The organism is Shewanella zhangzhouensis (assembly GCF_019457615.1).
Taxonomy (GTDB): domain Bacteria; phylum Pseudomonadota; class Gammaproteobacteria; order Enterobacterales; family Shewanellaceae; genus Shewanella; species Shewanella zhangzhouensis.
In genome coordinates, this window is record NZ_CP080414.1 from 3,784,839 (window position 1) to 3,797,903 (window position 13,065).

General features: G+C 55.0%; 10 protein-coding genes. 6 read left to right on the forward strand and 4 right to left on the reverse strand.

Annotated elements, in window-relative coordinates:
• Positions 1 to 8: 8 nt before the first annotated feature.
• From asd to K0H63_RS16665, 4 genes are all read left to right on the forward strand, one after another.
• On the forward strand, positions 9 to 872 hold the full coding sequence (gene asd, locus K0H63_RS16650; protein WP_220065643.1) for an archaetidylserine decarboxylase: 864 nt from the start codon (positions 9 to 11) through the stop codon (positions 870 to 872).
• Positions 872 to 1,753 carry a DMT family transporter gene (locus K0H63_RS16655; RefSeq protein ID WP_220065644.1) on the forward strand — a complete coding sequence of 294 codons (882 nt, stop codon included), beginning with the start codon at positions 872 to 874 and terminating at the stop codon, positions 1,751 to 1,753. Before asd ends, K0H63_RS16655 begins: the two co-directional genes overlap by 1 nt.
• Before the next feature lie 67 nt (positions 1,754 to 1,820).
• Positions 1,821 to 5,024 carry a mechanosensitive ion channel domain-containing protein gene (locus K0H63_RS16660; protein ID WP_220067936.1) on the forward strand — a complete coding sequence of 1,068 codons (3,204 nt, stop codon included), beginning with the start codon at positions 1,821 to 1,823 and terminating at the stop codon, positions 5,022 to 5,024.
• A gap of 14 nt (positions 5,025 to 5,038) precedes the next feature.
• Positions 5,039 to 5,761: a glycerophosphodiester phosphodiesterase gene (locus K0H63_RS16665; protein WP_220065645.1), complete on the forward strand. Its 723-nt coding sequence runs from the start codon at positions 5,039 to 5,041 to the stop codon at positions 5,759 to 5,761.
• A gap of 43 nt (positions 5,762 to 5,804) precedes the next feature.
• Here the strand turns inward: K0H63_RS16665 and K0H63_RS16670 are convergent, their stop codons facing one another.
• Positions 5,805 to 6,137: a DUF3392 domain-containing protein gene (locus K0H63_RS16670; protein ID WP_220065646.1), complete on the reverse strand. Its 333-nt coding sequence runs from the start codon at positions 6,135 to 6,137 to the stop codon at positions 5,805 to 5,807.
• A gap of 54 nt (positions 6,138 to 6,191) precedes the next feature.
• On the opposite strand from K0H63_RS16670, the gene K0H63_RS16675 reads away from it, so the two are divergent.
• Both K0H63_RS16675 and K0H63_RS16680 read left to right on the forward strand, forming a co-directional pair.
• Positions 6,192 to 7,118, forward strand: coding sequence for a D-2-hydroxyacid dehydrogenase (locus tag K0H63_RS16675; RefSeq protein WP_220065647.1), 927 nt, complete (start codon positions 6,192 to 6,194; stop codon positions 7,116 to 7,118).
• A gap of 274 nt (positions 7,119 to 7,392) precedes the next feature.
• Complete coding sequence (locus tag K0H63_RS16680; protein ID WP_203324952.1) at positions 7,393 to 7,584, forward strand: (2Fe-2S)-binding protein; 192 nt, start codon at positions 7,393 to 7,395, stop codon at positions 7,582 to 7,584.
• A gap of 151 nt (positions 7,585 to 7,735) precedes the next feature.
• Here K0H63_RS16680 and parC read toward each other — a convergent pair whose 3' ends face one another.
• The 3 genes from parC to parE form a co-directional block, all read right to left on the reverse strand.
• Positions 7,736 to 10,006 carry a DNA topoisomerase IV subunit A gene (gene parC / locus K0H63_RS16685; RefSeq protein WP_220065648.1) on the reverse strand — a complete coding sequence of 757 codons (2,271 nt, stop codon included), beginning with the start codon at positions 10,004 to 10,006 and terminating at the stop codon, positions 7,736 to 7,738.
• The gene (locus K0H63_RS16690; RefSeq protein ID WP_258405722.1) at positions 10,003 to 11,112 is read right to left on the reverse strand and encodes a PQQ-dependent sugar dehydrogenase; all 1,110 of its coding nucleotides are present in this window, start codon (positions 11,110 to 11,112) and stop codon (positions 10,003 to 10,005) included. The genes parC and K0H63_RS16690 overlap by 4 nt, the downstream gene beginning before the upstream one ends.
• A gap of 65 nt (positions 11,113 to 11,177) precedes the next feature.
• Complete coding sequence (parE, locus tag K0H63_RS16695; RefSeq protein WP_220065650.1) at positions 11,178 to 13,064, reverse strand: DNA topoisomerase IV subunit B; 1,887 nt, start codon at positions 13,062 to 13,064, stop codon at positions 11,178 to 11,180.
• Position 13,065: the final 1 nt, after the last annotated feature.

Consider the following 13,065-nt stretch of genomic DNA (forward strand, 5'->3'; position numbering starts at 1 on the left):
AAAGACAAGTGGATAAAGTGAAAATCGCCCTCCAATACCTGATGCCAAAGCATTTGGTATCACGCATCGTCGGCAAATTTGCCGCCGCCGAGGCTGGTTTTGTAACCACCGCCTTCATTAAATGGTTTATTAAGCAGTACGGCATCAACATGAGTGAAGCCCTGCATTCCAACCCCGAAGCCTACAAAACCTTCAACGACTTCTTTACCCGTGAGCTGAAACCTGGCCTGCGCCCCATAGATCAGGCTGAGAACATCATGGTACATCCTGTTGACGGAGCCGTAAGCCAGTTGGGTCCCATCGAGGATGGCCGTATTTTCCAGGCCAAAGGTCACCACTATTCGGCGCTGGCGCTTTTGGGTGGTCAGGCCGACGATGCAGCCCGTTTTGAAGAAGGTGATTTTGCCACAATTTACCTGGCGCCAAAGGATTACCACCGGATTCATATGCCCATCAAAGGCACACTGTCGAAAATGACCTATGTGCCCGGAGAGCTGTTTTCGGTTAACCCGCTGACTGCCCGCAACGTGCCGGGTCTGTTTGCCCGCAACGAGCGTGTTGTGGCGATTTTCGAGACTGAAAAAGGCCCGCTGGCCATGGTACTCGTGGGCGCCACCATAGTCGCCAGCATTGAAACTGTCTGGGCTGGCACTGTCACACCGCCCACCGGTAAAAAGGTCTTTACCTGGGATTACCCCACCGAAGGCCCTGAGGCCCTCACGCTGGAAAAAGGCGCCGAAATGGGCCGCTTCAAGCTTGGCAGCACTGTGGTGATGCTGTTTGCCAAAGATGCCATCGATGACTTCGCCGACGACGTAAAACCCGAAGCCGTGACCCGCATGGGCCAGCCTTTCGCCAAGCTGGAGGACTGATGTCCAAGGCCTCGTCGGGACTGCTTGAGTTACACTCTGCGGTATTGCTGTTTGGCGGTACCGCACTTTTCTCCAAGCTTATCCCGCTCGGGGCTCTCGATATCACCGTTTATCGCTGCGCCATCGCCGCCCTGGTGTTGGCCTTGATAGTCAAAGCCACCCGCCATCCACTCAGACTTGGCAATACCAGAGACTATGGCATTGCACTGGCCCTTGGCGTCATCGTTAGCCTGCACTGGGTCACCTATTTTGCCTCGATGCAAATGTCCTCGGTCGCCATAGGCATGATTGCCTTTTTCACCTACCCGGTGATGACCGTGTTGGTCGAACCCCTTATCAATGGCATCCGTCCCCACCTGCGTGACTTGGTCAGTGGCGTGGCCGTACTCACGGGCGTGGCGCTACTGATCCCCGAGACAAGTCTGGGTAACGATATTACTCTGGGGATTTTGGTTGGTGTGCTGTCAGCAGCGCTCTTTACCGCCCGCAACTTGCTGCACAAACGCTATTTTGCCCAGTACACAGGCCCCCAGGCCATGTTCTATCAAACCCTCGTTGCCGTGCTCTTTCTGGGCAGTTTTGTTGAATCGACACCAAAAGAAGTGACCAGTGATGTTTGGCAGTTGCTGATTCTGCTCGGCGTTATATTTACCGCCATGCCCCATGCGCTGTTCACCTCGGCGCTGAGGCATTTAAGCGCCAAAACGGTAGGCTTGGTGTCCTGTCTTCAGCCCTTCTACGGCACCGTCCTGGCCCTTCTGCTACTTGGTGAAACAGTCAACCTCAGCACCCTGATAGGTGGTCTGTTGGTGGTATCCACCGCAGTGTATGAAACCGCACAGAGTCACCGCCAGCAAAGGCAAAAAAAGGCCTTAGACTGACATACCAATTCCTGCTGGCTTTGATAACATGGGCGAGTTGATTTCACTTCAGCCCAAGTTTGGTGCCATGTTACGTTTTTTGCTGATTGCGCTCTTTTTTTTCCCGCTTTTCTCCCTCGCCAACCCCTCATTGCAGTTGGAAAAACGGCTGGGCTTCTCCCAGGGAAGCAACACACCCCAACCAAGCGTTTCGCAGCAGACGCTGGAGCTGACAGAAACCGCCGAACTCCTCGCCCAGCAGGCCGCTGAATATCAGCAGCAGCTACTGGGCTTTGCCGATGAAAAGGCCCGCTTACAAAAAGCACTGGCGGCAACCCAAAAAGAGTTGCCATTGGCCAGACGGCAGGATCTGAATCAGCAGGCATCGGCAGCCTATTTGCAGCTATCGACCCTAAAGGAAGAAGAGACTCAGCTGATACAGCAGCAAAGCACGCTGCTACAACGCCATAATCAATTGCCCACGGCGGTGGCGAATGCCAGACAAGCCCTTATCCAGCATCAGAAGGCACCCCAAGCCCCTCTGGACAGCCCCAACGGCGCATTGCAGCAGGCGCAGCGACACTATTACGAGCAGAACCTGGCAACACTGGAGGCTGAACAGGCATCCAGCCAGAAACGCATCGAACTGACGCAGCTGCAATTGCAGTTGGTACGGGCACAACTTAGGCAGCAGGAACTCTTCATCGAAAAGCTGAACCGTGCCATCAGCAGCCAGCGTCAGGCTGTTACCGACGCGACGCTGGCCAATAACCTATCTGCAGGCACAGAAGCCCAGGATGCCCTCTCGCAACAACTGCAAGCCAACAATGCCCTGCTGGGGCAAAAACTGCAGACCCTGACCCTGCAGATTGACAACGTGGTCGACATGCAGGAAGTGGCCGAAAAGCGTTATCAGGAACAGTCACTGCAGGTGTCCAGTGTTCAGGAACAAATCTCCTGGGTGAAAACCAATTCCGCCTTTGGCGAACGCTTTTTGCAGATGTTGCAAAGCCTGCCAAAGCCCCCCAATCCAGAACATTTACAAAATCAAATCGCCGACGCGCGCCTGGCCCGCTACCAGATGGAGCAGGAGCTGGCGCGTAATCAGGAACAACTGGATCAAAAAGCCCTCTACAGCGAGGCCCAGTACAGCCTGCTCCTGGCTGAGCAAAAATTACTGAAGCAGATGCTGCAGGGTTTTGATTTGCTGCTGAGCGAGTTGGCCAAACTCAAGGTGAGCCACACTGAGCTCAATGCCCAATATGTCACCCTGAAAAATACCCTCAGTGAGCATCTGTTTTGGGTACCCAATGCCGCCCCCATCGGCAAGCTCTGGCTGACAGATTTGCATCGCAGCCTGATCTGGCTGGTTCAACAGGCTCCCTGGCAGCAGCTGTCGCTGGCGCTGGATGAGCAGAGTGATTACTGGTCGTGGTGGCTGATTTTATTGGTGCTCTTCTGGGTAGTTCAGGATGTGGCCCGCCCCCGATTTGATAAAGCCATGGGTCACTTTTTACAGCCCGTTGGCAATGTAACCCAGGATGATTTCAAGTACACCTTCGAAACCCTGCTGTTGACCCTGGGCTATGCCCTGCTTCGCCCCGCCCCAATCGTGCTGGCCGGCGGCTTTTTCATGCTCAGTCAGTACAATCTGGTGCAGGCCGTGGGTGCCGGGATCCTGGTGTCGGGCTGTGTCTATCTGGTTTACCGCTTTATGTTTCTGCTCTCTATTGAGAAAGGCCTGCTGATAGGCCATTTCCGCAGACCCAAAGAGGTAATAGAGCACGGGAAACAGCGTCTTAAGGCGGCCATGCTACTGGCCCTGCCCCTGGTCGCCGTGGTCAGTTTCACCGAAATTCTGGATGTCTCTCTGGTGAGAAACAGTCTCGGCCGGGGCGCCTTTATTTTGCTGTGTCTGCAACTGCTGTGGTTCTATCGCGATATCCTCAAATACGCCAGAGGCTATCGACAGAGCCACGAACCCGAAGGGAAAAACCGCCGTCTGCTCCAGCGCTTTTTGTGGTTGATGCTGCTGCTGACCCCCGCCATCTGTACCCTGCTGGCACTACGCGGCTTTTACTTCACCTCGTTCCAACTCATGCTGCAGCTGCAGATATCCCTGTTGCTGGCGCTGGGCTTTTTGCTGTTGTATCAACTCATAAAGCGTTGGATGCTGATTGAGCGGCGCCGCATCGCCTTTGACCGTGCCAAGGCGAAACGGGCTGAAAAACTGGCACAGCGGGAGCGGGGAGAAACCGTGTCCGCCGACACCCAGGATGTGTACGAAGAGCCCAAAGTAGACCTCGAAACCATTTCCAGTCAGTCACTTGGGCTGGTGCGTTCCTTGTTGATTCTGGCGTTTCTGGCCAGCTTGATTGGCCTGTGGACTCAAACCCACTCGGCACTGTTTTCCTTCCTCGACGGTATCAATCTGTGGACCAGCACCGCCATTATCGACGGTGGAGAACAGCTGGTGCCCATCACCCTCAAGTCAGTGCTTTTTGGGGTGCTTATCATGGTGTTCTCGCTGATGATAGCCACCAACTTGCCCGGTTTGCTGGAGCTGGTGCTGTTGCAGCGACTGGACTTAACCCCGGGGACGGGCTTTGCCATCACCACGGTCAGCCGCTATCTGGTGGTGATGGTAGGCACCCTGGTGGGCTTCTCTACTCTGGGGATGGAGTGGTCCAAGTTGCAGTGGCTGATTGCCGCCCTGTCGGTGGGCTTGGGTTTTGGTTTGCAGGAGATTTTTGCCAACTTTATCTCGGGTCTTATCATACTGTTTGAAAAGCCGGTGCGGATCGGCGATACGGTCACCATTCGCGATCTCACCGGTACCGTCAGCAAAATTCAAATTCGGGCCACCACCATCATAGATTGGGACCGAAAAGAAATTATCGTCCCCAACAAAGCCTTTATCACCGAGCAGCTGATCAACTGGTCGCTGTCCGACCCAATAACACGGGTGATCATCAAGGTGGCCGTTGCCAGAGATTCCGATCCCGCCAAGGTCGAAGCCAGCCTTTATCAGGCCATCAAGGAATGCCAGCATGCATTGCATACGCCTGAGCCCGAAGTCTGGTTCGCCGGCTTTGGTCAACACACCCAGGATTATGAAGTGAGGGCCTATGCCAAGGATATGGGCAGCCGCTGGCCACTGAGGCACGATCTGCACAAACGTATCAGCAGCAAGCTGAAAGAAAACAATCTGGAGCTGGCCTATCCCCAGATGGAAATCACCATCAATCAAGGGGGTGTGCCGAGCCGTGACACCCAAATCCAGCTGCGCTGATCCAAGGAGAATCCATGTTAATTTTCGCTCACCGGGGTGCCAGCGGTTACGCCCCGGAAAACACCCTCAAGGCCATGGCATTGGCACTGGAGCTGGGGGCAGAAGCGGTGGAACTTGACGTGCATAACGTCGAGGGTGAACTGGTGGTGTTCCACGACCGGCGCCTGGAAGGCAAAAGCAATGGCAAGGGGCTCATCCACCGCCACACACAGGCAGAGCTTCAAAAGCTGTCGGTTCGCGGCGAGCCCATCCCGACCTTGTGGCAGGTGCTCGAACTCCTTAATGCCCGCTGCATAGTGAATATCGAATTAAAGGGCATTCATACCGGCGAGCCTATGAAGGCCCTGTACCACAGGGCCATGGCTGAGCTGAGTTATTCACCCGAGCAGCTGCTGATTTCTTCGTTCAATCATCCGGAGCTGGCCAATTTCAAGGTGGATGTGCCCGAGGCGCGGGTGGCACCGCTGCTGGGGTCGCTGCCTTTGGATGGTGCCGCTATCGCCGGGCAAATGCAGGCCTGGTCATTGCATCTCGATGTCAGTTTTATCAGTCAGGCTATCGTGGACCAGGCTCACACCATGGGCGTGAAGGTATACGTTTACACTGTGGATGATGGCGATGATATCCGCGCCCTTGCTGCCATGGGGGTAGACGGGGTATTTGCCAATTACCCCGACCTGGCACGAAAGGCCCTTGGCGAACCGTCAAACTGCGATTATCGGCATTGGTTTGGCTGACTGTGCACAACCAGAGTGCATAACCAAAGTGCACAATCAGAGTTCACAGCTGACGCTGTCGCTGGGCCCATACACCGATAAAGATAAAACTTAACACCAGCACAGGCACCAACCAGGTGCCTGTCAGCCCTCTGAGCCCGGCAGCCAGCTGCGGTGCAAGCCAGACGATGAGTATGCCAAACCCAAAGGCATTGATGAGGATAAACAGGCTGGTGCGCACAACAAAGTGACGAGCCCCCACCAGTCTTTGCAGTGCACGATTGATATCCGGTGCCAATACGATGAGCACACAGGCCACCAGTGCAGTGGCAATTTCCGACATCCAGGGGTGAAGGGATGCCGCCAACTTATTACAGAGTACTTGAATTGTTTCCATACGACTAAAGTAGTTATGATAGCGCAATAACTACAAGAATAAGGGGAACATACCTTGAGACACAAGCTACTGCTTCTGACCCGTGAAAACGAACGTTACCGCAGCCTGCTCGCCTCCTGCCATCTTCCGGAGCTTGAACTGCTGGATGATAACCCGGCCAATATCCGACTGGCTGACATCTGGCTGGCAGAGCCCGGGCTGGCAGCTCCCCTCGTAAACCATGCCTCAGGGCTGCGCTGGATGCAGTCCACCTTCGCCGGGGTCGATTTGTTGGTCAAACCCCGCCAGCGCCGTGACTATCTGCTCACCAATGTACGGGGCATTTTCGGCCCACTGATGAGTGAGTACCTCTTCGGTTACCTGCTCGCCCGCCAACGGGAACATGCGCTTTATAAGAGCCAACAACAGCAAAAACTTTGGTTGCCGGGCAGTTACAAGACCCTGCAAGGATCAGAGCTGTTGTTGCTCGGCACAGGCTCCATCGCCAAGCATCTGGCGCAAACCGCAAAACACTTCGGCATGAGAGTGACTGGTATCAATCGCAGCGCCAAGGCCACCGTGGGCTTTGATGAAGTGGCTACCCTGGAGTCCTTGCCGACACTCATGGCAAGGGCCGATGCCATTGCCAGTATTCTACCGAGTACCGAGGCCACCAAGGGGATATTAAATGAAGAGATACTGGCCCGGATGAAACCCGATGCCGTGCTCTTCAATCTCGGCCGGGGGGACGTGCTGGATTTGGATGCACTGGAGCGTCAGCTCAGGCAGCATCCGCAGCAGCAAGCGGTGCTGGATGTGTTCAATCAGGAGCCGTTGCCGGAAGAGCACCCTATTTGGGGACTTGGCAACGTCATAGTCACCCCTCATATCGCGGCGCCGAGCTTTCCTGAGCAGGTTGCGGAGATCTTCAGCAGCAATTACCACAAGTTTTTGCTCGGAGAGACCCTGTCTCACCGGGTCAATTTCGAACGGGGCTATTAAGCCAATCCGCAAAACTAATGCAAGACATTGAAATATTGTAGAAAAGGCGCCGAGTGCGCCTTTTTTTGTTGGTGGTCAGCTTTAAGAGCGAAGAATGTAAAGCCTGACCACTGCCAGCCAAGCACAGTTTTTGCCGGATTTGGGGATTGGGTTAGTCCATTTTCAGATAACCGCTAAGTGAGAAATAGCTCACCTATATAAAAAAGCGTTATTGATGATGAGAACGGTTTTTATTTATAATCCACATCATTCAACCGCCGGAGCATTTTTCGCCATGTATGTCTGTGTTTGTTATGCCGTGACAGATACCCAAATCCAGGAAGCCGTTCATCAGGGCGATACCACTCTGGCCGCGGTGAAAAAACGTCTGGGTGTTGGCAGCCAGTGTGGCAAATGCATTCAAACGACCCTTGAAGTGATTCAGCGCCAGCTGGACGTTGAACCCAATTACTACGAAGTCGCCTGATAAAGCAGACTTCTATCTCGCTCAAGCTGCTGACCCATAACGGCGCAAGGTGCAGTTTAGCTGCGCATCCTGGGACTCAGTTCCAAATAAAAAAGCACTGCCTGGCAGTGCTTTTTTATTACTGTGCGTCAAACACACCCATTTGCAAAGTTTACAGGGCCGGGGTATCCCCTTCACCCAGCTCAACACTGTCGACCCGTTGCAGACCCCGTGGCAGCTTGGCGCCACGCCGGCCTCGCTCACCCCGGTAATGCTCGAGATCGGAACTCTTCAGCGTCAACTTACGTTTGCCTGCCCACAGGGTCACGGCCGAGTCGGCCGGCACCAGGTGCAGGTGTATCAGCAGCTCTTCACGGTTTTTAGCCCGCTCGCTGGGAATACCGATAATTTTATTGCCCTTCCCCTTCGCCAGTTGCGGCAGCGCATCCAGCCCAAAGACCAGCATGCGGCCTTCATTGGTGATGGCCAAAATGGACGGATTGGCGTCTTTGTCAACCCGGCGAGGCGCCAGCGCCTTGGCGCCGGATGGTAAACTGAGCAGCGCCTTACCGGCCTTGTTACGGGAGATCATATCGGCAAAAGAGCAGACAAAACCATAACCTGCATCACTGGCGAGCAAGTAGTGGTGCTGCTCTTCACCCAAAAGCACATGCTCCATGGTTTCGCCCGGAGCCAGATTAAAGCGGGTGGTAATAGGCTCGCCCTGGCTTCTCGCCGACGGCAGTGTGTGGGTATCGGTGGAGAAGGCTCGGCCAGAGCTGTCGATAAACACACTCTGCTGGTTACTGCGCCCCTGCGCCGCACAAAGGAAACCATCGCCCGCTTTATAAGACAGGGCGCCTGCGTCTATATCGTGGCCCTTGGCACAGCGTACCCACCCCTTTTCAGACAGCACAACTGTCACAGGTTCGGTGGGTAAGAGTTCCTGTTCGGTCAGGGCACGGGACTCTCCGCGCACGACCAGAGGCGAGCGGCGATCGTCACCGTAAGTTTCGGCATCCTTTTCCAATTCTTTCTTGATTAAGGTCTTGAGACGGCGCTCCGAACCCAGGATCTGCTCCAGCTTATTGCGCTCTTCTTCAAGTTCGCTCTGCTCGGTTTTGATTTTCATCTCTTCGAGCTTGGCCAGATGGCGCAGCTTGAGTTCCAGAATGGCCTCGGCCTGACGGTCAGACAGACCGAAACGCGCCATCAGCTCGGCCTTGGGCTCATCGTGGAAGCGAATGATTTCAATCACTTCATCGATGTTAAGGAAGGCAATCATCAAAGCTTCGAGGATATGCAGTCTTGCCAACACCTTATCCAGACGGAATTGCAGACGGCGTCGTACGGTTTCGGTACGGAACACCAGCCATTCGGCCAGCATGTCCTTCAGACCTTTTACCTTGGGACGGCCATCCAGGCCAATCACATTCAGGTTAACCCGATAACTCTTTTCAAGCTCGGTGGTCGCAAACAGGTGGGCCATCAGCTGTTCCACATCCACCCGGTTAGAGCGTGGTACCAACACCAGTCGCACCGGGTTTTCGTGGTCGGATTCGTCACGCAGGTCCGTCACCATCGGCAGCTTTTTCGCCTGCATCTGGGCGGCGATTTGCTCGAGGATCTTACTGGAGCTGGCCTGATGCGGCAGCGCAGAGATCACCACCTCACCGTTTTCCATCTCGTAGACAGCGCGCATCCGGATGGAGCCACGGCCGGACTCGTAAATCTTGGCAATTTCATCGGCGGGGGTAATGATTTCCGCCTCTGTGGGATAATCAGGCCCAGGTACCAGTTCCATTAAGCGATTGAGCTCAGTGGCAGGATTATCAATTAACTCGATACAGGCGCGGGTCAGTTCCCGGGCGTTGTGGGGCGGAATATCCGTCGCCATACCCACGGCAATACCGGTTACACCGTTAAGCAGAATGTGCGGCAAGCGGGCCGGTAACACCTTGGGCTCTTTCATGGTGCCGTCAAAGTTGACGCCCCAATCCACAGTGCCCTGACCGAGCTCAGAGAGCAGCACTTCGGAGAAGCGTGACAACCTGGCTTCGGTATATCGCATGGCGGCGAAGGACTTGGGATCGTCAGGCGCCCCCCAGTTACCCTGACCATCCACCAGCGGATAGCGGTAGGAAAATGGCTGGGCCATCAGCACCATGGCTTCGTAACAGGCACTGTCACCGTGGGGATGATATTTACCCAGCACGTCACCCACGGTACGGGCGGATTTCTTGTGCTTTGACTGGGCATTGAGACCCAGCTCGCTCATGGCGTAGACGATACGTCTTTGCACCGGCTTGAGGCCATCACCGATATGGGGAAGGGCCCGATCCATGATCACGTACATGGAATAGTTGAGATAGGCCTCTTCGGTGAAGCGCCTCAGGGGCATTTGCTCTACACCGTCCAGGCTTAAGTCAATGGCGTCACTCATGGTTGCTCTTCCTGCGTTGGCGCCTCTTCTTCGGCTTCATGCCTGTAGAAGAACCGGTAAACGTTGCCTTTCAAATCGTCCGAGATAAACAGTGAGCCGTCGGCGCCCAATGCCATGCCATAGGGGCGGGCCACCGGAAACTCACCGTCCAGAAAGCTTATCAGTGTCTCGCGGCGCTTTACTTCGCCCTTATCCAGGGTCAGGACCACTATCTGGTAGCCAATTTTGCTCGAGCGGTTCCAGGAGCCGTTTTCTGCCACCAGCAACTGGTTATGGTATTCCGCCGGGAATTGCTCACCACGATAAAACAGCATGCCCATGGGAGACACGTGGGCTGGCAGTTCATAAACCGGGCTCACGATCTTAAGGTTTTCAGGCTTCTCGTAGGCGGGTTCAATCACATCAGTGGCGTGCACATAGGGGAATCCGTAATGCATACCCTTGATATCGATTCGGTTTATTTCATCCGGAGGCAGGTTGTCGCCCATCCAGTCGCGGCCGATATCGGCAAACCACAGCTTGCCATCCTGCGGAGCCCAGTCCATGCCCCTCACGGTTCGTACCCCGGTCGCAATCTGTTCACTGGCGCCGGTATCCACATTGATGGCGATAACAGAGCCAAATGGTGATTCTGACTCACACACGTTACAGGGCGAGCCTATGGCGATATAAAGTCTGCCATCGGGGCCAAACGCCATATAGCGGGAACTCTTTTTGGTATCTCCGGGAAGTTTGGAATAAATTTCTTTGGGGCGGCCGGGACGGCGCAGGCGCTGCTCAATCTCTTCATAACGCAGGATTTTGTCATCCAAGGCTACGTAAAGATGGCCCTTGTGAAAGGCGATGGCCTCGGGATTATCCAGGCCTTTACCCACGACATAGCGGCGGTCTACCCGCCCATCGTTGTTGCTGTCGACCAGGGCCGTGATGGTGCCACCTTTGCCAGAGCCCACAAACAGAGTGCCATTGTCGCCGACGGCGAGCTGCTTGGCATCCTCAAGCTCCGAGGCATATTGGGTGATACCAAAGCCCTTGGTGACGGTAATTGTCATCGTTTGCTCGGCCTGAGTCTGCGTCGCTATACAGGCGAGGCAGGCAATCAGCATGCGGCCGAGGTGTGTATTACTCAACATTCTCTTTAGCCTGTTATCGTTATCATGGGCAGGCAACATCAGATGATTGCCAGATCGCCTTTGGTTTCAAGCCAAGTTTTTCTGTCGCCGGAGCGTTTTTTCGCCAGCAGCATGTCCATCAGCGCGACAGTATCGTCACTGTCGTCTATGGTCAGCTGCACCAGGCGCCGGGTGTTCGGGTCCATGGTGGTTTCGCGCAGCTGCATAGGGTTCATTTCACCCAGTCCTTTAAAGCGCGTTACCTGAGGTTTACCTTTTTTGCCTTCGGCCGCGATCCGGTCGAGGATCCCCTGCTTTTCCGACTCATCGAGGGCATAGTATACCTCTTTACCTATATCGATACGGAACAGCGGCGGCATGGCGATGTACACGTGGCCCCGCTCCACCAGTACCCGGTAGTGCTTGAGGAAGAGCGCGCACAACAAGGTCGCGATGTGCAAACCATCCGAGTCGGCGTCAGCCAGAATACACACCTTACCGTAACGCAGCTCAGAAATATCATCGCTGTCCGGGTCGCAGCCGATGGCAACGGAGATATCGTGCACTTCCTGAGATGCCAATACCTGTGAAGCCTCAACCTCCCAGGTATTCAAAATCTTGCCCCGCAGCGGCATGATGGCCTGAAACTCGCGATCCCGTGCCTGCTTGGCACTGCCGCCTGCCGAATCCCCTTCCACCAAAAAGAGTTCTGAGGTCATGGGGTCCTGGCCGCTGCAGTCGGTCAGCTTACCGGGCAAGGCTGGGCCTGCGGTGACCTTTTTACGGGCGACTTTCTTGGCCGCTTTCATCCGCTTCTGGGCGTTGGAGATACACATCTCCGCCAGCATTTCGGCCAAATCCGTGTGGGAGTTCAGATACAGGGAAAACGCATCGCGGACTATGCCGGATACAAAGGCCGCACTCTGACGGCTGGACAGTTTTTCCTTGGTCTGGCCGGCAAACTGGGGGTCCTGCATCTTGATGGACAAAATGAATGCCGTTTTATCCCAGATGTCCTCGGGACTCAGTTTAATGCCGCGGGGAATGAGGTTTCGAAACTCACAAAACTCACGCATGGATTCCAACAGCCCCTGACGGAAGCCATTCACGTGGGTGCCGCCAAGCGGAGTGGGAATAAGGTTTACATAACTTTCGGCCAGGTATTCGCCGCCCTCGGGTAACCAGGTAATGGCCCAATCTGCGGCCTCATGATTACCGGCAAAACTGCCCACAAAGGGCTCTTGGGGCAGCATGGGGGCATCGCCCACGGCACTCTTCAAATAATCCGTCAGCCCGGCCTCGAAGTACCATTCATGGACTTCTCCGGTTTGCTTGTTGGTGAATTTGATTCTGAGCCCGGGGCAGAGTACCGCCTTGGCTTTGAGCAGATGGGTCAGCTTGGTAATGGAGAAATTGGGCGAATCGAAATAGCTGGGCTCCGGCCAGAAATGTACCCGGGTACCGGTATTACGCCGGCCGCAGGTGCCGGTCACGGTCAGGCTTTCCACCTTGTCGCCGTGCTCAAAGGCCATATCGTAGACCTGGGCATCGCGGCGCACTGTAATTTCAACCCGGCGTGACAGGGCGTTCACTACCGAAATGCCCACACCGTGCAAGCCACCGGAAAACTGATAGTTTTTATTGGAAAATTTACCACCGGCGTGGAGTTTGGTGAGAATGAGCTCGACCCCGGGGATGCCTTCTTCCGGGTGGATATCCACCGGCATACCCCGGCCGTCGTCGATTACCTCGAGGGAATTATCCGTGTGCAAAATAACATCAATACGACTTGCGTGTCCCGCCAGCGCCTCGTCCACACTGTTGTCGATGACTTCCTGCCCCAGGTGATTGGGACGTGTGGTATCGGTATACATACCGGGACGGCGCTTTACCGGCTCAAGGCCGTTAAGCACCTCAATGGCATCAGAATTGTATAGATTGGTCATG

Excerpts from the sequence above, each read along its gene's own strand:
- K0H63_RS16655 (WP_220065644.1), top strand. The coding sequence starts at position 872 with ATGTCCAAGGCCTCGTCGGGACTGCTTGAGTTACACTCTGCGGTATTG.
- K0H63_RS16660 (WP_220067936.1), top strand. The coding sequence starts at position 1,821 with ATGTTACGTTTTTTGCTGATTGCGCTCTTTTTTTTCCCGCTTTTCTCC.
- K0H63_RS16665 (WP_220065645.1), top strand. The coding sequence starts at position 5,039 with ATGTTAATTTTCGCTCACCGGGGTGCCAGCGGTTACGCCCCGGAAAAC.
- K0H63_RS16670 (WP_220065646.1), bottom strand. The coding sequence starts at position 6,137 with ATGGAAACAATTCAAGTACTCTGTAATAAGTTGGCGGCATCCCTTCAC.
- K0H63_RS16680 (WP_203324952.1), top strand. The coding sequence starts at position 7,393 with ATGTATGTCTGTGTTTGTTATGCCGTGACAGATACCCAAATCCAGGAA.
- parC (WP_220065648.1), bottom strand. The coding sequence starts at position 10,006 with ATGAGTGACGCCATTGACTTAAGCCTGGACGGTGTAGAGCAAATGCCC.
- K0H63_RS16690 (WP_258405722.1), bottom strand. The coding sequence starts at position 11,112 with ATGCTGATTGCCTGCCTCGCCTGTATAGCGACGCAGACTCAGGCCGAG.
- parE (WP_220065650.1), bottom strand. The coding sequence starts at position 13,064 with ATGACCAATCTATACAATTCTGATGCCATTGAGGTGCTTAACGGCCTT.